The sequence below is a fragment of the Bradyrhizobium stylosanthis genome, assembly GCF_001641335.1.
Taxonomy (GTDB): Bacteria; Pseudomonadota; Alphaproteobacteria; order Rhizobiales; family Xanthobacteraceae; genus Bradyrhizobium; species Bradyrhizobium stylosanthis.
In genome coordinates, this window is the sequence record NZ_LVEM01000003.1 from 734,241 (window position 1) to 759,783 (window position 25,543).

At 65.0% G+C, this 25,543-nt stretch carries 25 protein-coding genes; 12 read left to right on the forward strand and 13 right to left on the reverse strand.

Translation table 11 applies throughout. The features are described 5' to 3' along the window. Positions 1 to 17: 17 nt before the first annotated feature. From A7X65_RS23225 to A7X65_RS23235, 3 genes are all read right to left on the reverse strand, one after another. Positions 18 to 956: a LysM peptidoglycan-binding domain-containing protein gene (locus A7X65_RS23225; RefSeq protein ID WP_063689241.1), complete on the reverse strand. Its 939-nt coding sequence runs from the start codon at positions 954 to 956 to the stop codon at positions 18 to 20. 130 nt (positions 957 to 1,086) lie between these two features. Next, positions 1,087 to 1,896 carry an outer membrane protein gene (locus tag A7X65_RS23230; protein ID WP_167358284.1) on the reverse strand — a complete coding sequence of 270 codons (810 nt, stop codon included), beginning with the start codon at positions 1,894 to 1,896 and terminating at the stop codon, positions 1,087 to 1,089. A gap of 209 nt (positions 1,897 to 2,105) precedes the next feature. After that, positions 2,106 to 2,726 (reverse strand): CGNR zinc finger domain-containing protein, encoded by a 621-nt coding sequence (locus A7X65_RS23235; protein ID WP_156527975.1) that lies wholly within the window; start codon positions 2,724 to 2,726, stop codon positions 2,106 to 2,108. A 127-nt stretch (positions 2,727 to 2,853) separates the two neighbouring features. On the opposite strand from A7X65_RS23235, the gene A7X65_RS23240 reads away from it, so the two are divergent. Continuing rightward, a complete protein-coding gene (locus tag A7X65_RS23240) occupies positions 2,854 to 3,705 on the forward strand; it encodes an alpha/beta fold hydrolase (protein ID WP_063690737.1) in 852 nt (283 codons plus the stop codon). A 40-nt stretch (positions 3,706 to 3,745) separates the two neighbouring features. Here the strand turns inward: A7X65_RS23240 and A7X65_RS23245 are convergent, their stop codons facing one another. After that, positions 3,746 to 4,225: a MarR family winged helix-turn-helix transcriptional regulator gene (locus A7X65_RS23245; RefSeq protein ID WP_245323784.1), complete on the reverse strand. Its 480-nt coding sequence runs from the start codon at positions 4,223 to 4,225 to the stop codon at positions 3,746 to 3,748. Positions 4,226 to 4,348: 123 nt separating this feature from the next. Between A7X65_RS23245 and A7X65_RS23250 the strand changes: the two genes are divergently transcribed. Both A7X65_RS23250 and A7X65_RS23255 read left to right on the forward strand, forming a co-directional pair. Beyond that, the gene (locus A7X65_RS23250; RefSeq protein ID WP_063689250.1) at positions 4,349 to 5,557 is read left to right on the forward strand and encodes an ABC transporter substrate-binding protein; all 1,209 of its coding nucleotides are present in this window, start codon (positions 4,349 to 4,351) and stop codon (positions 5,555 to 5,557) included. Between the two features lie 14 nt (positions 5,558 to 5,571). Continuing rightward, positions 5,572 to 6,750, forward strand: a complete 1,179-nt coding sequence (locus A7X65_RS23255; RefSeq protein ID WP_063689252.1) for a cytochrome P450 — start codon at positions 5,572 to 5,574, stop codon at positions 6,748 to 6,750. A gap of 117 nt (positions 6,751 to 6,867) precedes the next feature. On the opposite strand, the gene A7X65_RS23260 is transcribed toward A7X65_RS23255, so the two are convergent. Beyond that, complete coding sequence (locus tag A7X65_RS23260; protein WP_063689255.1) at positions 6,868 to 7,587, reverse strand: hypothetical protein; 720 nt, start codon at positions 7,585 to 7,587, stop codon at positions 6,868 to 6,870. Between the two features lie 288 nt (positions 7,588 to 7,875). Between A7X65_RS23260 and A7X65_RS23265 the strand changes: the two genes are divergently transcribed. Both A7X65_RS23265 and A7X65_RS23270 read left to right on the forward strand, forming a co-directional pair. After that, entirely contained in the window at positions 7,876 to 8,799 is a 924-nt protein-coding gene (locus A7X65_RS23265; protein ID WP_063689257.1) for an ABC transporter ATP-binding protein, read from the forward strand. Then, entirely contained in the window at positions 8,796 to 9,557 is a 762-nt protein-coding gene (locus tag A7X65_RS23270; RefSeq protein WP_063689259.1) for an ABC transporter permease, read from the forward strand. The genes A7X65_RS23265 and A7X65_RS23270 overlap by 4 nt, the downstream gene beginning before the upstream one ends. A 47-nt stretch (positions 9,558 to 9,604) precedes the next feature. Here A7X65_RS23270 and A7X65_RS23275 read toward each other — a convergent pair whose 3' ends face one another. Continuing rightward, positions 9,605 to 9,949, reverse strand: a complete 345-nt coding sequence (locus A7X65_RS23275) for a hypothetical protein (protein WP_063690741.1) — start codon at positions 9,947 to 9,949, stop codon at positions 9,605 to 9,607. A 303-nt stretch (positions 9,950 to 10,252) separates the two neighbouring features. Between A7X65_RS23275 and A7X65_RS23280 the strand changes: the two genes are divergently transcribed. Beyond that, positions 10,253 to 11,038: a L,D-transpeptidase gene (locus A7X65_RS23280; protein WP_063689261.1), complete on the forward strand. Its 786-nt coding sequence runs from the start codon at positions 10,253 to 10,255 to the stop codon at positions 11,036 to 11,038. Positions 11,039 to 11,040: 2 nt separating this feature from the next. Here the strand turns inward: A7X65_RS23280 and A7X65_RS23285 are convergent, their stop codons facing one another. Next, a complete protein-coding gene (locus A7X65_RS23285) occupies positions 11,041 to 12,303 on the reverse strand; it encodes a hypothetical protein (RefSeq protein ID WP_063689263.1) in 1,263 nt (420 codons plus the stop codon). Between the two features lie 231 nt (positions 12,304 to 12,534). On the opposite strand from A7X65_RS23285, the gene A7X65_RS23290 reads away from it, so the two are divergent. Beyond that, complete coding sequence (locus A7X65_RS23290) at positions 12,535 to 12,789, forward strand: acyl carrier protein (protein ID WP_027560604.1); 255 nt, start codon at positions 12,535 to 12,537, stop codon at positions 12,787 to 12,789. Between the two features lie 25 nt (positions 12,790 to 12,814). Beyond that, the gene (locus A7X65_RS23295) at positions 12,815 to 14,512 is read left to right on the forward strand and encodes a fatty acyl-AMP ligase (RefSeq protein ID WP_063689266.1); all 1,698 of its coding nucleotides are present in this window, start codon (positions 12,815 to 12,817) and stop codon (positions 14,510 to 14,512) included. Between the two features lie 6 nt (positions 14,513 to 14,518). Here A7X65_RS23295 and A7X65_RS23300 read toward each other — a convergent pair whose 3' ends face one another. Genes A7X65_RS23300 through A7X65_RS23310 form a run of 3 tightly spaced genes read right to left on the reverse strand, consistent with a single transcriptional unit; the run spans position 14,519 to position 17,899 of the window. Beyond that, positions 14,519 to 15,532 carry a hypothetical protein gene (locus tag A7X65_RS23300; protein WP_063689269.1) on the reverse strand — a complete coding sequence of 338 codons (1,014 nt, stop codon included), beginning with the start codon at positions 15,530 to 15,532 and terminating at the stop codon, positions 14,519 to 14,521. Beyond that, complete coding sequence (locus A7X65_RS23305; protein WP_063689273.1) at positions 15,507 to 16,889, reverse strand: MBOAT family O-acyltransferase; 1,383 nt, start codon at positions 16,887 to 16,889, stop codon at positions 15,507 to 15,509. Before A7X65_RS23305 ends, A7X65_RS23300 begins: the two co-directional genes overlap by 26 nt. Positions 16,890 to 16,936: 47 nt before the next feature. Next, positions 16,937 to 17,899 (reverse strand): acyl-CoA desaturase, encoded by a 963-nt coding sequence (locus A7X65_RS23310; protein ID WP_245323785.1) that lies wholly within the window; start codon positions 17,897 to 17,899, stop codon positions 16,937 to 16,939. A 151-nt stretch (positions 17,900 to 18,050) separates the two neighbouring features. Between A7X65_RS23310 and A7X65_RS23315 the strand changes: the two genes are divergently transcribed. Then, on the forward strand, positions 18,051 to 19,049 hold the full coding sequence (locus A7X65_RS23315; protein ID WP_063689276.1) for a glycerophosphodiester phosphodiesterase: 999 nt from the start codon (positions 18,051 to 18,053) through the stop codon (positions 19,047 to 19,049). Between the two features lie 137 nt (positions 19,050 to 19,186). On the opposite strand, the gene A7X65_RS23320 is transcribed toward A7X65_RS23315, so the two are convergent. Continuing rightward, positions 19,187 to 21,466, reverse strand: coding sequence for a fused MFS/spermidine synthase (locus tag A7X65_RS23320; RefSeq protein WP_063689279.1), 2,280 nt, complete (start codon positions 21,464 to 21,466; stop codon positions 19,187 to 19,189). Between the two features lie 261 nt (positions 21,467 to 21,727). Here A7X65_RS23320 and A7X65_RS23325 point away from each other — a divergent pair, with 261 nt between their 5' ends. Together A7X65_RS23325 and A7X65_RS23330 are read left to right on the forward strand one after the other, a co-directional pair. After that, entirely contained in the window at positions 21,728 to 23,338 is a 1,611-nt protein-coding gene (locus tag A7X65_RS23325) for a phytoene desaturase family protein (RefSeq protein WP_063689281.1), read from the forward strand. 194 nt (positions 23,339 to 23,532) lie between these two features. Further along, the gene (locus A7X65_RS23330) at positions 23,533 to 23,733 is read left to right on the forward strand and encodes a hypothetical protein (RefSeq protein ID WP_063689284.1); all 201 of its coding nucleotides are present in this window, start codon (positions 23,533 to 23,535) and stop codon (positions 23,731 to 23,733) included. Positions 23,734 to 23,859: 126 nt separating this feature from the next. Here A7X65_RS23330 and A7X65_RS23335 read toward each other — a convergent pair whose 3' ends face one another. Next, positions 23,860 to 24,015, reverse strand: coding sequence for a Flp family type IVb pilin (locus A7X65_RS23335; RefSeq protein WP_145665476.1), 156 nt, complete (start codon positions 24,013 to 24,015; stop codon positions 23,860 to 23,862). A gap of 164 nt (positions 24,016 to 24,179) precedes the next feature. Between A7X65_RS23335 and A7X65_RS23340 the strand changes: the two genes are divergently transcribed. After that, complete coding sequence (locus A7X65_RS23340) at positions 24,180 to 25,067, forward strand: 50S ribosomal protein L11 methyltransferase (protein WP_063689290.1); 888 nt, start codon at positions 24,180 to 24,182, stop codon at positions 25,065 to 25,067. Positions 25,068 to 25,184: 117 nt separating this feature from the next. Here the strand turns inward: A7X65_RS23340 and A7X65_RS23345 are convergent, their stop codons facing one another. Beyond that, positions 25,185 to 25,364, reverse strand: a complete 180-nt coding sequence (locus A7X65_RS23345) for a hypothetical protein (protein WP_063689293.1) — start codon at positions 25,362 to 25,364, stop codon at positions 25,185 to 25,187. Positions 25,365 to 25,543: the final 179 nt, after the last annotated feature.

Consider the following 25,543-nt stretch of genomic DNA (forward strand, 5'->3'; position numbering starts at 1 on the left):
GAGGCCGCCTTGCGGGTCTACTTCCGCCCCGGCGGCGGCGCGGCCATCGCAGCCGCAGGCTCCGGCGGCGTCAGATGGCGCGGGACGATGACGGTCTGGCCCGGCGTGAGCTGCGCGTTCTCTGCCAGCGAGTTGCTCTGCGCGAGCGTCCACAGCGGCACGCGGTTGGCTGCGGCGATGCTCTCCATGGTGTCGCCGCGCCGTACCGGCACCCGCACGCCGCTGTCCCATAGTTCGACCAGCGTATCGCCGGGCACGAGATAGCGCAGCGGCACGGCATCGGCCTGGGTCTGCGGCGGAATGCGCGGCAGCTGCGTCACCATCTCGACGATCTGGCGATGGATGTCGTCGGACTTCTCGATGTTGATATGCGAGACGCGCGCGTTTTCCTTCAGGTCGTAGCTCGCGTAATGGCCGCGAAAGCCGGGCACGGCCACCACGTCGCCGCCGCCGAGCACGCTGTCGGACAGGAAGATGTTGATGAAGCGCTCGACATTGAGCGGTACGTCGCCGGTCGCATGTGCGGGATCGATGGCGATGACGAGGCTGATCGGGACGTTCTCCTTGGCCGCCATCTCGGAGATGACGACCGAGCACAGACCGCCCATGGAATGGCCGATCAGCACGATCGGCGCCGGGCTCTCCTTGTAGCTGGCGATGGCGCGGTTGCCGATCAGCCGGCAGATGGTGAATTCGTAGACATCCGCGGAGAAGCCGGCCTGCGTCAGCTTCTCGCTGAGCCGGTCCATGCCGGTCGAGAAGATCGGGCCCATGGCGCCGCGGAACAGGTAGATCTTGGGCGGCGGCAACGGCTCGAACGGCGGGGGCGGCGGCGCGGCAGGCACCGCCGCGGTGGCCTTGGCCTTGGACTTGGCCGGTGAGGCAACGGCCGGGCCGGTACCGAGGGCCAGCAGCGCAACCGCTGCCAGCACGACTAGCCGCCTCAAATCGATCATCAGTCCGGTAGTCCCACCACGAGAGGCAAAATGCCTCTCCCACCGGGGCTTAGTGACCACCGATTTGGCGGATTTTGGGGCACGGCGGGGCGTTCGCCCCCCCGCCCGGCGGCCCGGCTCTGACCGGACTCTAATACTTTGCGACGACCGGCGTACCCCAGTCGAACTTGTAGTTGAGGCCCGCCTTCACGATGTTGCCGCGGGTCGAGAAACTGTAGGTCCCGAAATCGACCCCGACGGGATTGGTCTGCGGGCCGGTGATCGTGCGGCTGCCGAGATCGTAATAGAGGTATTCGCCCTTTACGCTCCAGTTGCGGGCGAAAGCCCATTCCGCGCCGGCACCGACCGTCCATCCGAACCGCATGTCCGATGCGCTGGCGATAAACTGGCGCCCGAGCCCCGGCACCGCGAAGAATTCGTTGATGTTGGCGGTGTCCTTGACGTTGGCGTAGGCGAGACCGCCCGTCACGAACAGCAGCAGCCGTTGCGACACGATTCCGCCGAGACGGCCGCGCACGGTCCCGAAGAAATCGATCTTCTCGCTCGCGCTGGTTCGGACGGCGGGACCGATTGCCGGCAGATCGACATTGCGAGAATCGTTGATGTCGGCGAAGTCGAAATCCGCCTCGATGCCGACCAGTCCGGCCCCGAACTGATAATTCCAGCCGACCTGTCCGCCAACGAGGTAGCCTTCCGGCCGCAAGCCGCCGACGGCGAAGGGAACGACGCCCGGCTGCGAGACCGTGATCAAGGGACTGCCGGAAACGGCGACGTCGCTGGAGTTATTCCAGGCATAGCCGCCGTTCACGCCGATGTAGAAGCCGCTCCAATTGTAGCCGGGGTCGACAGCCGCAGGACGCGCCTTGTAGGCGAGGTCGGCGGCGGACGCCGCCACGGGTCCAATGGTGAGGAACAGGGCGGCCGCAAGGAATTTCTTCATATTCATTCCCAGTCCATCGCGCCCGACATGCAGGGGCGCGAGATTCCAAATGTCTTCAAGGCTGAGCAAATCCTAGAGGGTCTGGTCGCATTTGGCTGTCACCGCCAAGACACAACCTTGGCGGGTTGGCTTGGACAATTCCGACGGTGTTAAGCGCGTCGCGACGCCGAGCGGCGCGCGCCGGATGCGTCGCCGCCACCCGTGACCAATCATTGCCTGCTCTTGAGCCGGCTGCGATGCGCGGCCTGCTTGGCGCGATTGCCGCAGACCGCCATGATGCACCATCGCCGCGCCCGCCGGCGGGTATGGTCGGCAAACAGCATCGTGCAGTGATGGCCCTCGCATGCCTTCACGTCGGAGAAGTCCTCCTCGCAGACGAATTTTGCCATGGCTTCGCCGATCGGCAGCAGCAGGGATCGGGATGATTGCCAGCGCCGTGTCGTCCGCAGCGCGAGGCCATGATGGCTATCGCCGGACCGCGGCTCGATCCGGCTGAACATCTCGTCCTGCTCCAGGAGGTTGTTCAGTGGTCCGAGCTCCTGCAATGCGGCCGGGCCAAGCGGCTGGCCCGCATGCTCCCGAACAAAGCCCCTGAACCATTCGCGCAACGCACGCGCCTCGCCAGCGACCTCGTCGAGCGCGCCCGGCCGGGCGCGCGCCTTCAGCGCGTCCAGCTCGTCCGCCGGCACCAACCCGGCCTGCGCCAGCCAGTCGATCAGACCGTCGCCATCCCCCAGCCAATCCACGGGCGTATCGACCGGTGTCGCCACCGAATTGAGAAAATCGAGGCCGAGCGAGTCGGCGATGAACATGGCGGGCGGTCTGTCCATGAGCGGTCCTTGGCCTGCGCAGAAGAGCCACCCCTACGTAACCAGTAAAATAGCTATTGACAAGTTACTTCTGGGATACATAACCTAATAATACCAATTTAACAGGTTACATACATTGGAGACGGTCATGTCCAAGACCACCTACCGCAGCGCCGACGTCGATGGCTTCAAGGTGTTCTATCGCGAGGCCGGCCCCAAGGGCGCGCCGAAGCTGCTGCTGCTGCACGGCTTCCCGAGCGCGGGTCACATGTTCCGCGACCTGATCCCGCTGCTTGCCGACAAGTTTCACATCGTCGCGCCCGACCTGCCGGGCTTCGGCCAGTCCGACATGCCCTCACGCGAAGACTTCATCTACAATTTCGAAAACATCGCGCATGTGATCGAGCGCTTCACCGAAGTGATCGGGTTCGACCGCTTCGCGATTTATGTGTTCGACTACGGCGCGCCGACGGGCTTTCGGCTGGCGCTCAGCCATCCCGAACGGATCACAGCCATCATCTCGCAGAACGGCAATGCCTATGAGGACGGCCTCAGCGATGGCTGGACACCGATCAAGGCCTATTGGCAGGATCCTTCGCCGGCCAACCGCGAGGCGCTGCGTGCCTTCCTCACGCCGGACGCGACGCGCTGGCAATACACTCATGGCGTCCCCGATCCGACCATGGTGTCGCCCGACGGACAGAACCTCGACAATTTCTATCTCGCGCGCCCGGGCTCCGACGACATACAGCTCGACCTGTTCGGCGACTACAAGAGCAATGTCGCACTCTATCCGTTATTCCAGAGCTACTTCCGTACGCGCAAGCCGCCGTTCCTGGCGGTCTGGGGCAAGAACGATCCGTTCTTCGTTCCGCCCGGCGCCGAAGCATTCAAGCGCGACAATCCCAATGCGGTGGTGCAGTTCTTCGACACCGGCCATTTCGCGCTCGAGACGCATGCGGCCGAGATCGCGGACAGCATCCGCGCGTTCTTGAAATGACGGACTGCGGCGAGAGGCGCAGTGACATCGCGGCCTTGCTCTAGGAGGCCTTGCCCTCAAACGGCAGCAACCGGTTCAAGAGGTCGAGCAGCGTGCGCTGCTCGGCCTCGCTCAGCGGGGCCAGCATCTTCTGGTTATAAGGCTCCGTCAGCCGCGCTCCCTCGGCAATGACCTTTGCGCCCTTCGGCGTGAGCATGAGCTCGACCGCGCGGCGATCGGCCTTCGAACGGCTGCGCTTGATGAAGCCCGACGATTCGAGCTCGTTGAGGATCTTGATCAGGTTCGGCAGGCGCAGCCGAAGCAGGCTGGCGAGGCTGCTCGGCGGCACGCCGGGATTGTCGCGAATGACGACGAAGATCGCATAGGTCGCAGGCGTCAGCCCCAGGGCGGCGAACTCCTCGTAAAAGCCTTCGAAGAACTTGAGCTGCGCGAGGCGCAGCATGAAGCCGGGCGTGCGTTGCAGCGCGCGCAGGTCCAGCGAGCTTTCCGGCTGGGATGCGGACTTTGTTCCGGGACTCACTCGTCTTGGGCTCATCATCCTCATCCGCGCGCGGCCGAAATCGGCCGAATTGACACTCTCAAAAATAGCTATAAAATATAACTATTATTCAGCGGCACCAAGACCGCCCATGGGAGGGACACAATGAACAGCAAATTCCTGCATAAATTATGCATTCTGGCCGCGACGCTCGTTGCAGCGCCGGCATTCGCCCAGGACGTGGTGAAGATCGGCATCCTGAACGACCAGTCCGGCCCGTTCGCGAGCTATCAGGGCATCGGCTCGGTGGTCGCCGCCAAGATGGCGGTCGAGGATTACGGCGGAAAGGCCGCCGGCAAGCCGGTCGAGGTCGTCGCGGCCGACCATCAGAACAAGACCGACATCGGGATCGGCATCGCCCGGCGCTGGTACGAGAACGAGAGCGTCGATGCGATCTTCGACATTCCGAACTCGTCGATCGCGCTCGCGGTGGCCGGCATGAGCGCCGAGAAGAACAAGGTCTTCGTCGGATCGGGCGCCGGCACGGTGCTCCTGACCGGCGAGAAGTGCACGCCGAACACCGTGCACTGGACCTACGACACCTATGCCTACGGTCGCGGTCTCGGCAAGGCGATCGTGCAGCAGGGCGGCAAGAAGTGGTTCTTCATCACCGCCGACTACGCCTTCGGTCATGACCTGGAGAAGCAGGCCGCGGAGGCCGTGAAAGCCTCGGGCGGCGAGGTGCTCGGCAGTGTGCGGCATCCGCTGGGAACAGCCGACTACGCCTCCTTCCTGCTCCAGGCCCAGGCCTCCGGCGCGAACGTCGTGGGCTTCGCCAACGCCGGCGACGACACCATCACGTCGATGAAGCAGGCCGCCGAGTTCGGGCTGACCAAGGATCACAAGCTGATCGGATTGATCCTCGGCATGAACGGCCTGCCTGCGCTCGGCTTGAAGTTTGCGCAAGGCGCGCAGATCATGAATCCGTTCTACTGGGATCTGAACGACGGCACGCGCGCGTTCGCAAAGCGCTTCGCCGAGCGCATTCCGTCGAAAGCCTATCCGAACGACATGCAGGCCGGCGTCTATGCCTCGGTCATTCACTACCTCAAGGCGGTCGACAAGGCCGGCGGCGCCAAGGACGGCAAGGCCGTCGTCGCCGCGATGAAGGAGATGCCGACCGACGATGTGCTGTTCGGCAAGGGCTATATCCGCAAGGACGGACGCAAGATCCACCCGCTGTATCTGTTGCAGGTCAAGGCGCCCGAGGAATCGACATCGGCCTGGGATCTCCTGAAGGTCGTCGCCACGATCAAGGGCGAGGACGCGTTCCGCGCCGAGAGCGAAGGCCAGTGCCCGCTGACCAAGCAGTAGCGGCGGAGCAGACCATGAGCGGCATTGCTTCCAGTCCGGCCGATCCGTTTGCGCCCGACTTCCTGATCGCCCCCTATCCTGCCTATGCCGCGCTGCGCGCGCTCGGGCCGGTCTTCGAGATCGAGCGTTACGGCGTGTGGGCCATGGCAGGCTATGCCGAGGTCGAGCCCGCCCTCAAGGACTGGAAGACGTTCATCAGCGGCGAAGGCGTCGGGCTGCACGGCATGAACCCGGCGCTGCCGAAGCCGCTGACGCTCCAGATCGATCCGCCGGATCATGACAAGGGCCGCCGTGTGCTCGGCCGCACGCTGTCGCCGGGCGTCGCAAGGAAGCTGCGCGAGACGTTCCAGAAGGAAGCCGAGAAAAAAGTTGCGGAGCTGATCGACAAGGGCACGTTCGATGCCGTGACCGACCTTGCGGAAGCCTTTCCCATGAAGGTGTTTCCGGACGCGATCGGCATCCGGCCGGACGGCCGCGAGAAGCTCCTGGCCTGGAGCACCTTCGTGTTCAACAGCTTCGGGCCGGAGAACGAGATACTCGCGGCGTCACGGAAGGAAGGCCTCGCCGCACAGAGCTGGATCATGGAATGCTGCGCGCGCGATGCGCTACAGCCCGACAGCCTCGGCATGATGATCTACCAGGCGGCCGACGAAGGCGAGATCACCGAGCACGAGGCGACGCATCTGGTGCGGCCGTTCCTCACCGCAGGGATCGACACCACCGTCAACGGCATCGGCAACACCCTGCTCGCGCTCGCCACCCATCCGGACGAATACCGCAAGCTGCACCACAGGCCGGAGCTGGCGCGCAACGCTTTCGAGGAAGGCCTGCGCTACGATTCGCCGGTGCAGACGTTCTTTCGCACCACCTCGCGCGACGTCGAGATCGGCGGCGGCGTGATCCCCGCCCACCGCAAGGTGCTGCTGTTCATGGCCTCCGCCAACCGCGATCCAGCGCGATGGGACAGGCCCGACCGCTTCGAGGTCGAGCGGACAGCAACCGGACATGTCGGCTTCGGCGCCGGCATTCACGCCTGCGTCGGCCAGATGATCGCGCGCCTGGAGGGTGAATTGATCTTCAGCGAGCTCGCAAGGCGCGTGAAGACCATCGAGCTGACGGCGGAGCCGAAGCGCAGGCTCAACAATTCGCTGCGCGGGCTGGAGAGCATGCCGGTGCGTGTGACGGCGGCCTAAAGCATGATCCGGAAAAGTGCGAAGCGGTTTTCCGGAAAGATCATGCGTGAACAACGACCTAAAGCGCGATGACGATTCATCGCGCTCTAGGTTGCGTCACACGCATCAGCGATCTGCTCAGTTCCTTGCCGGAGCCGTTGCGGCGGCGGCGCGCGCGGGCCGCGGCCCGCCGGGTTCGGCGACGGGAGCCGCCGGGGCGCGCGAGCGCATGATCGCGGCGTCGATCTCGGCGATGACGCGGCGCTGGATCGCCTCGTTCTTGTCGATCGAGATGTGGCCGACACCGGTGCCGCGGACGTCGACATTGTCGAGCTTGCCGCGCAGGCCCTGTGCGGCCCGAACCGGCTCGCCGGGACCATCGCCGATATAGATGTTGATGTAGCGCTCGGCGCCGGTCGAGAGCTTGGTCTTGAACACGGAGTCGAGGCCGATCGCGAGCTTCACGGGCACGCCGAGCTGGTTGAGCTTGGCGATCATGTCCGGCAGCGCGGTCGCGCCGGAGGAGTGGCCGACAAGGATGATGGTCTTGATGCGGCCGGCCCTGTAGGCAGTCGCGGCTTCATCGGCGAGCGAGGACCAGGACACGAAGTTGGCGACGGTCACCGGGATGCCCTGCGCCTGGAGCCGGGCACCGATGGTGTCCAGGCCGAGCGAGAAGATGTTGAGCACGCCACGGAGCAGGTAGACATGCGTGGTCGCAGCCGCGGCCTGGCTCGGCGCGGCCTGAGCCGTGGACGGGCTGATGGCAACAGCTGACAGCAGAAGCAGGCCCAACGCCCATACGCGGAGGGCGGACAATTGGCTGGCGCCGGCGGTGTGACGGCCGTTCGGTCTCATCGATCTTTTCCCTGGGGACAATACGCTTTGCGATTGGCCGGAATCGTAGCCATGGCCTGCTCGCAGACGCAACAAAGAGCCGCGTGAGCGACAATCTTAGCAGCAGTCCGTGGCGGTTGCGCAACACTTGCCCGGAACCCGCCACGGAAGGGCCTGTTTTGAGGCCATTTTTCTCCCGCCGATTGCGACCGGGCAAGGGCATTCCTATCTCAGGGCTCCGCTGGCCGCCCTTCCCGGCAGCTCCAGCCTCCCTCCCCAGCCCTTTTGCCCCCAAGCCTTGCGGCCATCATGTCCTCCATCATTTCCGTCGCCAATCTGTCGAAGACCTATGGGTCCGGCTTCAAGGCGCTCAAGAACGTCAATCTCGACATCAAGCGCGGCGAGATCTTTGCGCTGCTCGGCCCGAACGGCGCCGGCAAGACCACGCTGATCTCGATCATCTGCGGCATCGCCAACCCCAGCGAGGGCCGCGTCCTCGTCGGCGGCGAGAACATCCAGACCTCCTATCGCAAGGCGCGCTCGCTGATCGGCCTCGTGCCGCAGGAATTGCACACCGACGCCTTCGAGAGCGTGTGGGCGACCGTGAGCTTCTCCCGCGGCCTGTTCGGCAAGCCGAAGAATCCCGCGCATATCGAGAAGGTGCTGAAGGACCTCTCGCTCTGGGACAAGAAGGACAACAAGATCATCACGCTCTCCGGCGGCATGAAGCGCCGCGTGATGATCGCGAAAGCGCTGTCGCACGAGCCGCAGATCCTGTTCCTGGACGAACCCACCGCCGGCGTCGACGTCGAGCTGCGCAAGGGCATGTGGGAAGTGGTGCGCGGCCTGCAGCAGTCCGGCGTCACCATCATCCTCACCACCCACTACATCGAGGAAGCCGAGGAGATGGCCGACCGCATCGGCGTCATCAACAAGGGCGAGATCGTGCTGGTCGAGGACAAGGCGACCTTGATGCAGAAGCTCGGCAAGAAGCGGCTGACGCTGCACCTGCAGGGCAAGGTGACCTCGCTGCCCGAGAGCCTCGCCCATTACGAGCTCGACCTCTGCGACGGCGGCGCGACGCTGGTCTACGACTACGACACCAAGGGCGAGCGCACCGGCATCACCAGCCTGCTCGGCGATCTGCGCGCCGCCGGCATCCGCTTCAACGATCTCGACACGACGCAATCGTCGCTCGAGGACATCTTCGTCGACCTCGTGAGGACGTCATGAACCATCGCGCCATCCGCGCCATCTATCTGTTCGAAATGGCGCGCACCTGGCGCACGCTGCTGCAAAGCATCGTCTCGCCGGTGGTCTCCACCTCGCTCTATTTCGTGGTGTTCGGCGCCGCGATCGGCTCGCGCATCAGCCAGGTCGAGGGCGTCAGCTACGGCACCTTCATCGTGCCGGGCCTGATCATGCTCTCGGTGCTGACCCAGAGCATCGCCAACGCCTCGTTCGGCATCTACTTCCCGAAATTCACCGGCACGATCTATGAGATCCTGTCGGCGCCGATCTCCTATTTCGAGATCGTGCTCGGCTATGTCGGCGCCGCCGCGACCAAGTCGATCATCCTGGGCCTGATCATCCTGGCGACGGCCGGGCTGTTCGTGCCGCTGCACATCCATCATCCGGTCTGGATGCTGACCTTCCTGGTGCTGACGGCGGTGACGTTCAGCCTGTTCGGCTTCATCATCGGCATCTGGGCCGACGGCTTCGAGAAGCTGCAGATGATTCCGATGCTGGTGGTGACGCCGCTGACCTTCCTCGGCGGCAGCTTCTACTCCATCGACATGCTGCCGGCGGGATGGCGCTCGGTCGCGCTGCTCAACCCGGTCGTCTATCTGATCTCGGGCTTCCGCTGGAGCTTTTACGAGATCGCCGACGTCAGCGTATCCGTCAGCATCGGCATGACGCTGGCGTTCCTGGTGATCTGCCTCGGCATCATCTGGTGGATTTTCCGCACCGGCTACCGGCTGAAGAATTGAGACGCGTAGCCCGGATGCAGCGCATCGAAATCCGGGCTACGAGGCCGTCACCTGTAGCAGTGGAAGCGGTGATAGCCGTCGTAGTATCCCCGGCAGTGGCGATAGTGGCGGTGGGGAATGCCGAACACGCCCTCGACTGCACCGACGGCTCCTCCGACGCCGGCGCCGACCGCGCCACCGACCACGCCGCCCACGGGACCGGCGATCCTGTTACCTTCATAGGAGCCTTCCTGCGCGCCGCGCACGATGCCCTGGGCATGACCGGCTCCAGGCAACGCCAACAGTGCAAGTAGAATGACGGCGGCTGCGAACAGCAGGCGGACAGGCAAGCCGGCCGGCAGGGTCGCGGCGCCGACCGGTAGCGCGGCGGCGGTAACACGGGCTTTGTTCATCTTCAGTCCCAAGGGGTAAAACGGCGGCGAACGCCGCCAATCGGCAGGTCATGATCAACGCACCGAGCGGCCAAATGGTTGCGCCTTTGTGACGAATTGTCGGCGTTGTGAACGCATGTCCGCTCGCGAAAATGTCAGCATCGCCGCCGCCTGCGCGGCACAAAGCGGCCTTGCTTACATCGGACATCACGTTAACGATGGGCGGGCAGGCCGCTGGAACGAAAGCCGGATTGCAGGCATATTGCACGCCGGGGGACGGAGAGCCGCGGCGCCAGCGTGAACAGGCCGGAGGCCAGAAGTCAGATGCGTTCGTTTTTTATCGCTTTCACATCCCTGATGCTTTTGAGCGCGGGCACCGCGCAGGCCAAGGTCGAGATCACCGTCGACAAGGACAATCAGCAGATGACCGTCGCGGTCGACGGCGTCGCGCGCTACCACTGGCCGGTGTCGACGGGCATTCCCTCGCGCGAGACCCCGAACGGCGGCTTCCGCGCCTTCCGCATGGAAGAGGATCACTACTCCAAGGAGTTCGACGACGCGCCGATGCCGCACGCGATCTTCTTCACGAAAGTTGGTCACGCCATCCACGGCACGGACTCGGTCGGTCGGCTCGGCTCGCCCGCCTCGCATGGCTGCGTGCGCCTGTCGCGGCAGAACGCATCGACGCTCTATGCGCTGGTGCAGCAGCAGGGCGTGCTCAACACCACGGTGACGCTGACCGGCTCGGCGCAGGTGGCGCTGGCGCGCAATCCGCGCGGCCGCGCCAACAGTGCCGTGGCCCGCGCTCCGCAGCAGCCTGCCGAAGAGCAGTATGCGACTACGGGCGATCCGGTGAACCTGACGCCGCCGCAGCAACCCGCCCGCCGCTACATGCCGCAGGATGACAATTACATCTATCCGGCCGACGGCAGCGACACCGGCGCGCGCTATCCGGCGCCGCGCCCGATCACGCGCCCCTATGGCACCCAGGCCAATCAGCAACTGCCTCAGCCAAATTACGACCAGGGCTATGGCCAGCAGGGCTACTACTACCAGCAGCAGCAGCCTCGCCAGTATTATCAGCCGCGCGGCTACTACTATCAGAACTGAAATTACCTGAACGCGGCGTCGCCGCGTTCGACGATCTTCCGTGCAGCATCGACGAAGGCATGGGCGACCGGCTCGAGGATTTCGGGCCCGGTCGCGCCGAGATCATCCGACGGCGTATGGAAGGTGCGATGGCGGCCGGCCATGCCGAGGAAATTGGCGTAGCCCGCCGCGTGCACGTCGCGGAGCTCGCCGACCGCCTGCTTCTCCGTCACCAGACGTTTTGCCGCGACGTTTGCAAAGGCCTCGTCGGTCAGGGCGACCGCGGATTTGCTGAGCACGAGATAGCGTTCTTCCTCGGGTCGATCGGTGCGGGCGCCCTCCGCAAAGCCATAGCAGGCGTTTGACGAGCCGAAGTGAATCCACGCCAGCGTCTTTTTCGGCGCGGGTGCGCCGTGCTTCAGGAACAGCTCCATGCCGCCATGGCCGATCTCGTGGCCGGCAGTGGCGATGAAGACAAAATGCGCCGGCCATGTCTCGGCGGCGACGGTGCGCGCCAGCGCGAGGAAATTCGCAATGCCGGGGCCGCGCTCGCAGACGCAGGAGTACCAGCCGGTCATCGGCGTGGAGACGACGACGGTCGGGCCGCGGCCGGTCCCGATCTCGGCAATCACATTGCGGCCGGCGACATCGCGCTCGTAATGGCCCTTGACGTCCAGGGTGACGGGCGTGCCTGCGGCGAGCACGCGCTCGAACGCCGCGCGCGACTTCGCGCCGACCACGATCACCGGCACCGGCCAGGGCGCATCCTCCTGCGTGACGTTGTAGGCGAAGCGGTCGTCGGCGGGATTGCCGATCGTCAGCAGGATCGCCGCCGGCTTCTTCGCTGCCGCTTCACCGATGGCGGCACGATGCCCCGGTCCCAGATAGGCACCGCGATCGAACGGCAGATCGAGCAACAGGATCTTGCCGGCGGCATCGCCATCGCGCGCGAGCGGTGCGGACAGGCGGAAGCTCGCCCGGTCCTCCGGCGGCCACCAGAACGGCGTCGCCTCCACAGTGGTGCCGGCGGCCTCGGCGCTGGCCCGCTCGACCACATATTGCCGGCCGAGCACGACGGGCTGAAAGCTGACGTCGAAACCCGCCTGCTTCATCTCGCCGGCGATCCAGTCGGCGGTCGCGCGGTCGCCGGCCGAGCCGAAGCGGTGCAGGCCGAACGAGGCATAGCGTGCGACGTCCTCGTAGAGGATCGCTCCCGAAAGCACATCCTTGGCTGCCGCTTGTCCAATCATGAGAATCACGAACGCCGCGATGAGGATTGGCCGCATGTGAGCCCCCTGTTTTTGGCGGCCAGTTTCCGCCTTCCGCGATGGCCGTCAACCGCCCTGGGCGGATGGCATGCCGCCGCCGACCGGAAAACAGGCCGAGTGGGCGTCGATTGAGCAGCCGGGCGACGCAGGAAGGCAACAGTCCCCAACCTTCAACGCGGTGGCGTCGCGGCTAAATTGACAACCTTGGGGTCAACCGTATTGTCTTTCCCATTATTTCTGGGAAATGACATGACACGCGAGCAGATTTCGGATTTCTGCGTTACCGCACTGGCCAATATCCTGCGTATCTCCAAGGATCGGGTCGACACCGGCACAAAGTTCAACCGCCTCGGTCTCGACTCGGCGATGCTGGTCTATCTCATGATGGAACTCGAGGAGAAGCTGGATCTCGAACTGTCGACGGACGACTTTTACGACCATCCGACCGTCGAGGCCTTGTCCCGATTTCTCGCCGACAAGCGCGCGATCCGTACCGCCGCCTGAGAGCGGCTAGACCCGGCGCACTCCGATGGACAATTTCCGCTCGCTCGTGGCTGTGCTGGCCCGGCGCGCGGTGGAACAGGCCGACGACCGCGCCTATGTCTTCGTCTCCGATCGCGGGACGGAGGAAGCAGCCCTCACCTTTCGCCAACTGCACGACGCCGCCAGCGCGCTCGCCGCGCGCCTGAGTGCGGCCGCACGCCCCGGCGATCGCGCCATCCTGGTGTTTCCGCCCGGCCTCGAATTCCTGGTGGCATTCTTCGGCTGCCTGATGGCCGGCATCATCGCGGTGCCGATGATGATGCCGCGGCGAAACAGCGCGCGCGATGCCAGCGCCGCGATCCTTGCCAATTGCACGCCGGCACTGGCGCTGACCACGTCTGCGTTCGCGCTCCGCGGTGATCTGCAGGCGCGTTTTGCACTCGCGAACATCCGCTGGATCGAGGTCGATCTGGGTCATGACGGCGCGGCGGTCGATCTGACCGCATCGACGCCGGACGATATCGCCTTCCTCCAATACACGTCGGGCTCGACGTCCGAGCCCAAGGGCGTGATGGTGAGCCATGCCAACCTGCTCGCCAATCTCGAGATGATCCGGCTCGCGCTCGGCAACACGAGGCAATCGACCTACGTCAACTGGGTGCCGCTCTATCACGACATGGGTCTGATCCTGAACGCGCTGCAGACGCTCTATGTCGGGGCTGCCTGCGTGCTGATGGCGCCGAACGCGTTCATGCAGCGGCCGCTCGGCTGGCTGCGCGCGATCTCGCATTATCGCGCGGAGGTGGCGTGCGGCCCGAATTTCGGCTTCGACCTCTGCGTCAGCCGCTATCGCGCCGACCAGATGGACGGCATCGACCTGTCCTCGCTCAGGATCGCGCTCAACGGCGCCGAGCCGGTGCACGCGGAAACCATCGACCGGTTCATCGCGACATTCGGGCCGCATGGCTTCGATCCGCGCGCGATGTATCCGGCGTACGGCATGGCGGAAGCGACGCTGCTGATCTCCGGCGGCCGCCGCGCCGATGGTCACATCACGCGCACCGTCAGCCGCACCGCGCTTCAGGCGCATGCGGCGGAGACGCCTTCCGGCGACGACGACGCGCAGATCGTGGTCGGTTGCGGCCGCGCGCTCGAGGGCGAGCAGATCGCCATCGTGGATCCGGAGAAGCGTACACGGCTGCCGGCGGACCATGTCGGCGAGATCTGGGTCAGCGGCGCCAACGTCGCACGTGCCTATTGGCGCAACGATGAAGCCACGCGCGGGGCGCTCAACGCGGAGATCGCCGGCGAGGACGGCCCCTGGCTCCGCACCAGCGATCTCGGTTTCCTCGACGACAGCGGCGAACTGTTCGTCACCGGGCGGATCAAGGATCTCATCATCATCCGCGGCATCAACCATTATCCGCAGGACATCGAGCGCACGGTGCAATCGCTCGACGTGGCTTTGCGCGAAAACTGCGGCGCGGCGTTCTCGGTGCCGGACGAGACCGGCGAAGAAGCACTGGTGATCGTGCAGGAGGTCGAGCGCACCGCGCGCCACGCGATCGACAGCGAGGACATCAAGGGCCGGATCCGCGAGGCCGTCGCCGACAACCACGAGCTCTCGGCGCGCCACGTCGCGCTGATCCGTCCGGGCAGCCTGCCGAAGACCACCAGCGGCAAGATCCAGCGCAAGCTGGCGCGCCGGCTCTGGCTTGAGGGCGGTTTCGAGAAGATCGGCTGAGCCGGCTCAGAAATCGATCTTCGCGCTCTCCCCGTCGCGCAGGCTCGCAGCAATCCCCTGCTCGATCTTGCGCGCAAGAGTTCGACGGTAGTGGATGTAGTCCGCGAAATTGGCGCGGTCGCGGGTGAGTTCGTTGTCGACGCGATAGCTGATGAAGTTGCTGCGCGGGCGGCCCGCCACGACCTTCTTCAGCGCGGCATCGCAGGCACTTCGCTCCGCGGCGGTTTCCGTGCCGGGTTTCGGCACGGTGGCCGCGAAGGTCGGGGGCACGATGATGACGACAGGCACATCTGCCTTCAGCTTTTCGACCAGGCTCGTCAGCGCCGCAATCTCGGGAAATGTCGCCCGCATCTCGGCCGACGCAACCGGCGCCGGATCGGTGGGCCAGCCGACCTCCCTGAACTGGCCAGGCGGCCAGATATCCTCGTAGCTGACGAAACCGTCCGGATTCATCCGCGGCCGCCGGTCGAGCCCAATGCTGATGCGCTGAAAGGCGTGCTCGATCGCCTGCCAGGAGATCAGCCGCACCGCATAGGTGACGACGCTTCTGTCGTAGAGCCAGTCAGGGAACGGGACGCCACCCTCTTTCTTCTCCCGTGCATGCGCGCACCAGCTCGGATCGGCTGCGATGACGAGCGCGCCCACTTCCTTGTGGTTGCGCAAGTAAAAATCGAGCACCGCGAGCTGTTGGCGGGGAAGGCCGCCGGTCATGTAGAGCTGCACGAAGCGCAAACCCGTCGTACGCGACAATTCCGCCGGCTCGATCATCTGCGCGGTCGAATTGCCGAGGATGGCGGCATTGAAGTCCGGATTCCGTGCGCGGCTCGCGGCCGTGATCTGCGTCAGGCGATTGTCGACGCCGTTTATCCCGAGCAGGCCAAGCTTGCCGCTGTCATAGGGATCGACCAGCACCATCAATCCGAGCACCAGCAGCGCAGCGCCGGTCAGCGTGCCCAGGCACGCGAGCAGGCCCCGTCCCCAGCCCGGGTCAGTGTCAGAACTTGAAGTAGACGAACTCATGGAGATCCCGACCACCCATGTGAAGCAGCAGTGCGAACAACACAAGACCGAGCAGAGCCGCGAGCCACGGATTGGGGCGGCGGGTCAGCGCCGCGACGATGTCCTGGCTCGCCGGCAGCAGAAAGGCGAACAACGGCGCTACGACCAGCGGCCACAAATGTTTGCCGCGGTCGAGCGGCCATGGCTGGGCAAGCCCGGCAAACACATGCCACGCCGCCTCCACCGATCCCGCGCGAAAGACCACGCCGGTGGCGAGCACGAACAGCACGGTGAGTGCCCAGCCGAGCCATGATGGAAAATCCGGCCCGTAGCGGCGCCAGAGCGAACACATCACTTGCGCAAGGCCGTGCAGCACGCCCCAGAGAACGAAGGTCCAGCTCGCGCCATGCCAGAGGCCGCACAGCGCCATGGTGATCATCATCGCGCCGAAGAACTGCACCGGCAGAAGGCGACGCGGCAAGAGGCGCGTGTTGACCAGCGGGTAGAACACATAGTCGCGCAGGAACAGCATCAGGGTGATGTGCCAGCGCTGCCAGAAATCCTGGATATTCGTCGAGCGCAGCGGCGCATTGAAATTGTACGGCAGCTGCACGCCGAACAGCAGGCCAAGGCCGATCGCGATGTCGGAATAGCCGGAGAAGTCGAACAGGATCTGGAACGAGAAACAGAAGGCGAGCCAGGCATCGCCGCTCGCAAGCGGTCCGCTTGCTGCCTCCTCGTAAATGGGATCGAGCAGACGCGCGAGACTGTCGGCGATCACGACCTTCTCGAACAGGCCGAGCGCGATGAAGCAGGCCGCGATGCAGAACTGGCGCTGCCAGCCCGGTGCGTACACCTGCCGGCCGAACTGGTGCATCACCTCCGACCACCGCGCCAGCGGTCCCGCGATCGCCTGCGGAAAGAAGGCGATGTAGAGCGCATAGCGGTCGAGCGCGTAGAGCGGCGCCTTGCCGCGCTTCAGATCGACCAGGTACATGATGTGGTGGAAGGTGAAGAAGGAGATGCCGAGCGGCAGCCCGATCTCGAGCGACGGCAGCTTCGCGCCCAGCAAGAGGCCAAGATTGGCGAGCAGGAAGTTGGCGTATTTGAACAGCCCCAGCGCCGCGAGATCGAGCACGATCACCAGGCTCAGCACCGCCTTCCACTTCACCCGCCCATAGGCGACCGAGGCGGCCCAGTTGATCGCGATCGAGGCGATCAGGAGCACGATGAAGGACGGACTGCCCCAGGCGTAGAAGGCGAGCGACAGCGCGACCTGCACGCCGATCCGGAGTTGCGGATAGGGATCGGCCAGGCGGTAGATCAGCAATGCCGCCGGCAGGAAGACCAGGAGAAAGGGATAGTCGTTGAAGAGCATCGGATCAAAGCCGCGCCATCACCGGCCCTCGCGCCGGCCGATGACGCTCAGCCCGTTTCCAGGTCGGGCGCCGTCGCATCGCCCGGCTGCCGCAGCATGCGCCGCGCGATCTTCTCCTCGCTCGGCACCTTGACGTCCCAGGCAAGTCCGAGCGCCTCCAGCGCGCGGATGAAGATGAAGCCGGGATCGAACTCGAACCAGCGCAGACCGAAGGCGGCGGAATAGGGAAAGGCGTGGTGATTGTTGTGCCAGCCCTCGCCCCAGGCGATCCAGGCCATCACGCCCAGATTGCGGCTGTTGTCGTCGCGGGTGACGAAGGGCTGCGTACCGAACGTGTGCATGATGGAGTTGATGGCGGAGAAAGTCTGCTCGACCACGAACATGCGCACCACGCCGCCCCAGAGCATGCCGGTCAGCGCGCCCCACAGGCTCATGGTCGCGAGGCCGCCGATCGCCGCGGGAAGCAGCAGACCGAGCACGACCCAGCTGTAATAATAGCTGTTGACCGCAACCAGCCTGCGGTCCGCCATCAGGTCCGGCACATAATGCGCGACGTTCGGATAATCGTGCGCGATCATCCAGGTCAAATGCGCGTGCAGGAAGCCCCGCAGGCGCCCGATCAGGCCGCCGCCATGCAGCCGCGGCGAGTGCAGATCGCCGTCGTGATCGGAGAGCTCGTGGTGGCGCCGATGCATCGCCGCCCAGGACAGCATGGGGCCGCGCCCCGCCATCGACCCCATGACGATCAGGGTCGCGCTCATGGTCGTGGAGGTCGCGAAGGCGCGATGGGTGAACAGCCGGTGGTAGCCGACGGTGAGGCCGAGGCCGGTGATCAGCCAGAAGCCGAGGAACAGGCTGAGCTCCATCACGCCGACCGGGCGATAGAACAGAAGTCCAAGTGCAACCAGCGTGCCGACAAAGGGCAGAATGTCGAACACGATGAAATGCCGGCGCTGCATCTTGTGAAAATGCCGGCTGCGAATGATGCGGTGATCGCGTTTCTGTGGCACGGGCGGGATTCCGGGGCGGCGTCCATGAGTACATACAAGCCTGGCAGACGCAACCCAAGCCGCAGCCCGAGGTTTCAACAGGCGCAAAAGCCTATAGAATAGGCCGGACCTGCGTTAGAATTCCGCCGTCCTCTTGCCCCCCCGGACTGTGATGCCGTCACGTGCCACGACAATCCTGACCGTGCTCGCGGTTCTCGCTGCGGGACCAGCCCATACGGAACAAGCCATGGCGTTCGATCTCGAAGCGCATCGCGGCGGGCGGGCGCTGCTGCCGGAGAACACCCTGCCCGCCTTCGCCAACGCGCTGTCGATGGGCGTGGACACGCTGGAGCTCGACGTCGGCGTGACCGCCGACGGGGAAATCGTCATCTCGCATGAACGCGGGCTCAACCCCGACCTCGCACGCGATGCGAGCGGCGCCTATGTCACCGCGCCCGGCACGCCGTTCGTGAAATTGCGGCTCGACGAGATCAGGACCTATGACGTCGGCCAGATCCGCCCCGACAGCGCCTACGCCAAACAATTCCCCGAGCAGCGCGCCGTGCCGGGGACGCGCATCCCCACGCTGAAGCAGCTGTTCGCGCTGGTGCGCAGGTCCGGCAACGCCAACGTGCGCTTCAACATCGAGACCAAGATCGATCCGAACCACCCGGACGAATCCCTCGACCCGCAAGGTTTCGTCACTCCATTGCTCGACCTGATCGACGCCGAAAAATTCTCCGATCGCGTGATGATCCAGTCGTTCGACTGGCGGACCCTGCAGCTCGTGCAGCAGCGGGCGCCGAAAATTCCAACCGTGTACCTGACACTCCAGCGCGGCTCGGCTCCGACGGTGGTGCTCGACAAGGCCACCAACTGGACCGCGGGTTTCAGCCCGGCCGATCACGGCGGCTCGCTGCCGCGAACCATCAAGGCTGCGGGCGGCGCGATCTGGTCGCCCTATTTCGGCGACGTCACCGCGGCGCTTGTTGCCGAGGCCCATGCGCTGGGATTGCGCGTCGTGGTCTGGACGGTGAACAAGCGTGACGACATGGCGCGGACGATCGACATCGGCGTCGACGGCATCATCTCGGACAATCCGGACCTGTTGCGGCAGGTCGCAGGCGAGAAGGGAATTGCGCTCCCGGCGGGGACGCCGGTGGAGCCTTAGAATCTCTCCGCCGTCATGGCCGGGCTTGACCCGGCCATCCACGTCTTGGACGCGCGGATCGAAGAACGTGGATGCCCGGGACAAGCCCGGGCATGACGACCTCCGACAAAATCTGCACGTCTTGTTTTCGGCCGCCCCTACTCCCCGTCCCGCAACCGCCGGTACAGCGCGCCCAGGATGTTGGAATAATCGTCGGTCCAGACCCGCACCCTGTCGTCGGCTTCGGTCTGCTCCCACGACTTGGAAGCGGCGAGCTTGCCGACGTCTTCCTCCTCCCGCGCGGAGATCACGACGTCGGTCGAGAAGATGTAGTCGGCATCGCGGCCCGAATCCTCGTTGAAGACCCAGCTCTTGAGATCGTTGGCGTCGGCGATGCCGACCACGACGGTCTCCAGATCGAGGTGGCGGTTGGAGACGTGCATCACCACCGCACCATGCGGCGCGAGCTTGTCCTTGTAGATCTTCATCGCCTCTTCGGTGGCGAGATGGATCGGGATCGCATCGGACGAATAGGCATCGACAATGATGAGATCGTAAGCGCCGTCGGGCTCCTTGGCGAAGGTGAGGCGCGCGTCGCCGATCACAGGCTTCATCTCCGGCATGCAGCTCGAGATGTAGCGGAAGTTCTTGGGGTCGCGCGCGGCATCCACCATGGACTGGTCGATCTCGAAGAACTTCCAGTCCTCGCCGGACTCGGCGGCGCAGGCGAGCGTACCCGAGCCGACACCGATCGCGGCGACCTTGAGCGGCGCGCCCTTGCGCTCGCGGATCGCGGTGACGGCCTGACCGATGCCGCCGTCCTTGTGATAATAGGTGATCGGCTCGGGGCGGCCGGTGACCGGCGTGCCGTCATTGTTGCGGAAGCGCTCGGCGCCGTGGATGGTGGTGCCGTGCATCAGCACGTGGAAATAGCCGCCGGGCGTCTCCACGATCTTGTGCACGCCGAAGAAGCTGCGCACCGTGGTGACGCGCCCCTCGTCCGCCGGATAGATCCTGATCAAGGCCAGCGCCAGCGCGACGGTGGCGAAGATCTTCCAGCGCCCGGCATTGAGCGCCAGTGTCAGCAGCGCGGCGAGCACGCCGACGCCGCCGGCGACCCAGACACGGTGATCCTCGAACCAGGTCGAAAGATTGCCGGTCGTATAGGACGGCGCGATCAGCGCCACCGCGAGCGCGGCGAGCGCCAGCCAGTACCATTTGACGATCCCCGCAAGACGCTCGTTCGCAGACGGCCGGCATAGCACGGCAAGCGCGATCAGGATCGGGTATTCGGCGATCCAGGAGAAGGTGAAGGGCGCGACGAGGCCGGCAAAGAGGCCGCCGACCATGCCGCCGAACGACAGCGCGACGTAGAAGCCGGTGAGATATTTGGCGGCCGGCCGCGTCCGTGCCAGCTCGCCGTGACAGGCCATGGCGATGACGAAGAAGCACAATTGATGACCGCCGAGCGTCAGCAGCAGGTTCTGCTCGCCGCCGAAAGCCAGCAGGACGACGACGCCGGCGATCGCGACCGGCTGCAGCATCAGCATCCATTTGTGCGGCAGCAGCGGCCGCGACTGGAACACCACCACCCAGGTCAGCAGGTACAGCGACAGCGGCAGCACCCAGAGCAGCGGCGCCGCAGCGACGTCGGTCGAGATGTGCGCGGTCACCGCGATGAGCAGGCCGGACGGCACCGCGGCGAGGAAGATCCAGCGCAGCCGCGTCATCAGGCCCGGTGCGGGCGCATTGACCTCCTCGGTGCGCGCGTCGGCCGCCGCGAGCTTCGGAGAGCGCAGCAGCAGCACGCCGCAGGCGGCGATCAGGAGGATCAGCAGGCCATAGCCGCCGGTCCAGAACCGGTTCTGCGTGTGCAGCGAGAACATCGGCTCAAGCAGGAAGGGATAGGACAACAGCGCCAGGAAGCTGCCGATGTTGGAGGAGGCATAGAGGAAATAGGGATCATGCCCGGCGGGATGGCCGGTGCGGACGAACCAGGCTTGCAGCAGCGGATTGTTGGCGGCGAGCGCGAAGAACGGCAGCCCGATCGAGACCACAAACAGGCCGAGCAGCCAGAACGCGTAGCCCGAGGCCGGCGGCTCGCCATAGGCGGTGGCGATACCGAGCGGCAGCGTGACGAAAGCCAGAACGAGCAGCACCAGATGCACCGCGACCGGAACGATCCGGTTCCTCGCCTGCATCAGCAGATGCGCATAGGCATAACCCGCCAGCAGCAGCGACTGGAAGAACACCATGGCTACCGACCACACCGCCGGCGAGCCGCCGAGCCGCGGCAGCACCATCTTCGTGAACAGCGGCTGCACCGAGAACAGCAGCAGCGCGCTGACGAAGATCGCAGCGGTGTAGACCGTCAGCAACAGCCGGTTGCGCGACGACGACGGCTGCTCCGTGGCGGCGGGGTGCACGATCGAATCCATGAAAGCTCCGGCAAAGCGTTTTCCAGCGAAGTAGGCACCGGTTCGCGCGGGAAACGCGGCGGATATTGCCCCCGGCGGGCGCCGGATGGGGTGCAATGGAGCACAAGGCGCCTGAACGGGCAATAAAGGGTGTCGTGATGTTGCAGCAGGGAATGCTTGATATACAGATGTCGTTCCGGAGCGCCTCGAAGAGGTGAACCCGGAACCTCGATACTTCGGGTTCGATGCTGCGCGTCGCCCCGGAATGACACCAAGGAAATCATGACCGAAACCGACGTCGTCATTATCGGCGCAGGCCATAACGGCCTCACCTGCGCGGCCTATCTCGCGATGGCGGGCCTGCGTGTGCGCGTGGTCGAACGGCGCAAGGTGGTCGGCGGGGCTGCGGTGACGGAGGAGTTTCACCCCGGCTTTCGCAATTCGGTCGCCGCCTACACCGTGAGCCTGCTCAACCCGCAGGTGATCGGTGACCTCAAGCTCACCGAGCAGGGCCTGCGCGTGGTCGAACGCCGTGCGCAGAATTTCCTGCCCGCACCGGACGGCAGCTACCTCCTCACCGGCGAGGGACGGACGAAAGCGTCAGTGTCGCGGCTCAACGCGCATGATGCGGAAGCGCTCGACGGCTTCTCGCGCGAGCTGGAAGACATCGCCGACGTGCTCAGACAGTTCGTGCTGCGCGCACCACCGAACCTGCTCGACGGCTTCGGCACCGGTGCGATCCGCGAGGCCGTGAACGCATTCCAGAGCGCCAACATCTTGCGCGGCCTGACGCTGGAGCAAAGCCGCAGCCTGCTCGATCTGTTCACGCGCTCGGCCGGCGAGATGCTGGACGAACGGTTCGAGCATGATCTGGTCAAGGCGCTGTTCGGCTTCGATGCCATCGTCGGCAATTACGCCAGCCCCTACGCCGCCGGCTCGGCCTATGTGATGCTGCATCACGCCTTCGGCGAGGTGAACGGCAAGAAGGGCGTCTGGGGTCATGCCATCGGCGGTATGGGCGCGATCACGCAGGCGATGGCGCGTGCCGCGCGCGACAAGGGCGCCACGATCGACACCGACGCCGGCGTGAGCGAGGTGATCGTCGAGCGCGACCGCGCGGCCGGCGTCGTGCTGGAGAACGGCGAGACGATCCGCGCGAAATATGTCGCGGCCAACGTCAATCCGAAGCTGCTGTATACGCGGCTGATCGCAGCCGACGCGTTGCCCAAGGACTTCCTCGCCCGCATCAAGAACTGGAAGAACGGCTCCGGCACCTTCCGCATGAACGTGGCGCTGGACCGCCTGCCCTCCTTCACCGCGCTGCCCGGCGAAGGCGATCACCTCACCTCCGGCATCATCCTGGCGCCGAGCCTTCCCTACATGGACCGCGCCTATCTCGATGCGCGGGCGCAGGGCTGGAGCAGGTCACCCGTGGTTGAGATGCTGATCCCCTCGACGCTCGACGATACGCTGGCGCCCGCCGGCAAGCATGTCGCGAGCCTGTTCTGCCAGCACGTGGCGCCGGAGCTCCCCGACGGATCGTCATGGGACGACCATCGCGAGGAAGTCGCCGATCTCATGGTCGCGACGGTGGATAAATACGCGCCGGGTTTTGCCTCCAGCGTGCTCGGCCGCCAGATCCTGTCCCCGCTCGACCTCGAACGGCAGTTCGGCCTGCTCGGCGGCGATATCTTCCACGGCGCGCTGACGCTGAACCAGCTGTTCTCGGCCCGGCCGATGCTGGGCCACGCCGATTATCGCGGGCCCCTGAAGGGCCTCTATCACTGCGGCTCCGGCGCCCACCCCGGCGGCGGCGTCACCGGCGCCCCCGGCCACAATGCGGCACGCGTGATCCTGCGGGACCACCGCGCACTGTTCGGAAGCCGTGGATAGGGCTGTTGATGGGCTGTGGACAGCCTGTTGGCAGAGCTGTGAAACGCAAGTGGAAGCGCCCCGTATCGGCCGGGCAAGGACCGGGGACAACGCGGTGGAAAAGCTGGGGACGAGTGATGGGACAAGGCTCGACAAACAGGTGGACATCCTGTGGGCGCGCTCGTGTCTCAGATTGAGATCCGGGAGCTGAGGGCATGGAGATCGGCGACCGGATTCGGATCGGCGGTATGACCGGCCGGGTGGTCGCACTGATCTCCGAGGGCAGATTTTCTCCGGCATACCCGGCCGAACAATGGGCTTGTCTCGAAAAAGGGACGCTCGTGGAGACCGACGAGGCTGGCCTGGTCCACTATCCGACCCTCGAAGGCCTAGAGGTGGAGAGAATTTCGAACTGAACTGCGGCCGGGCGTTTCAGGCAGCCCCCCAAAACGACATCGCCCGCCGAGGGCAATTCCCCGCGCGGGCGCTCGTCTGGATGTCTATGAAGAAAGATGCCCCCGCTGGGAAATCGGAGGCGGAAATTACTTCAAGGAGCTGCTAATCGAACCGAACTTCTCGTTCATCGTGCTGCCCAGGCTGTTCACCACGGTGATGATCGCCAGCGCGATACCGGCCGCGATGAGGCCGTATTCGATTGCGGTCGCACCGGATTCGTCGGACCAGAACTTCAAGACCATGCGCTTCAAGACACGCCTCCGTTTCAATTTCAAGCTGTGTTGGCTCTCCCCAACAGCCGCAAATCTACGGGGTGCGACCTTCTGTCCGGTTAATCCGGAACTCGCAACTTGTGCGGAAAATTGACGACAAAAATACCCAAAATTGACCAGACGGACCCCAAAACATGCAGCCTTCCCCTACCCATCGCGCCAGCTTTTCGATCGGCACCGAGGCCGCGGCAAAGCGCGTGGTCGACGTGCTGACCGAGGTGTTTTTCGAAGGTGACGCGGCGGTCGCCGCATTCGAGCGGCCCGACGGACAATGGGATGTCACGCTGCATTTCGCCGATGCACCGGACCAGGCATTGCTGCGCGAACTCGTTGCAACTTCAGCAGGAAATGACATCGCTGATACGCTCCTTTTCGACACGGTCGAGGCCAAGGACTGGGTCAAGGCGAGCCTGGAAGATCTCGTCCCTGTGCCGGCGGGTCGCTTCGTCGTTCACGGCAGCCATGACCGCGACCGCGTGGCGCCGAACAAGCTCAAAATCGAGATCGAGGCTGCGCTCGCTTTCGGCACCGGCCACCACGGTACGACGCGCGGCTGTTTACTCCTGCTTGACCATGTCCTGAAGAGTTCCCTTCCCCGCGATGTCCTCGATCTCGGCACCGGGACCGGCGTGCTGGCCATCGCCGCGGCCAAGGCGCTGCACCGCGCGGTGCTGGCCTCCGACATCGACCCGCCCTCGGTGCGGGTGGCAGCCGAGAATGCCGCTCTGAATGAAGTCGGCCCCAACGTGCGGGTGATCCGTGCCACCGGCTTTGCCGCGCCCGATTTTGCCAGATGCGGGCCGTTCGACCTGGTGCTAGCCAACATCCTCGCCAATCCGCTGCGGCAATTGGCGAGCCCGATGACGCGGCACCTTGCACCCGGCGCCCACGTCATCCTCTCCGGCCTCCTGACCCACCAGGCGCCCGCCGTGATCGCGGCCTACCGGGCGCGCGGGCTCGTGCCGTTGCGGCACCTGCGGATCGAGGGATGGAGCAGTCTGTTGCTGCGGAAGGTGTCGTAGGGTGGGTTGGCCCCGGGCTGCGCGCAGCGCAGTCCCTTGGCGTAACCCACCTCTCCCGTCTCTGCGGATTCGCACCGTGGTGGGTTACGCCTACGGCTAACCCACCCTACGAGACCGTCACTCCGCCGGCTTCTCGTCCTGTCGCGGCGCGCGCTGGCGCTGCAGGGCGCGCCTTGCGCGGCGCTCGGCAAAACGGTCGATCATCTGGCTGATGAGACCGCGCGGCTTCTTGGGTGTCGCCGCAGCCGGGGCGCGACGCGCCGGCGGCGAAATCTTCTCAAACGTGAACGCTGGCATCGTGTGTCCCCTCGCCGTTGAGATGAACCACTTGCTCGAATTTCCCTGTTATCCGGACGAAGCGCGAATGCCGCATCCTTTACCCCACTCAACTCGAATGGAACTATTTCAAGCACAGTCCATGCCAGATGCGACGCAAATGCGTCTAGATTGCGGACCGATCCCCATGATCCTAAAGT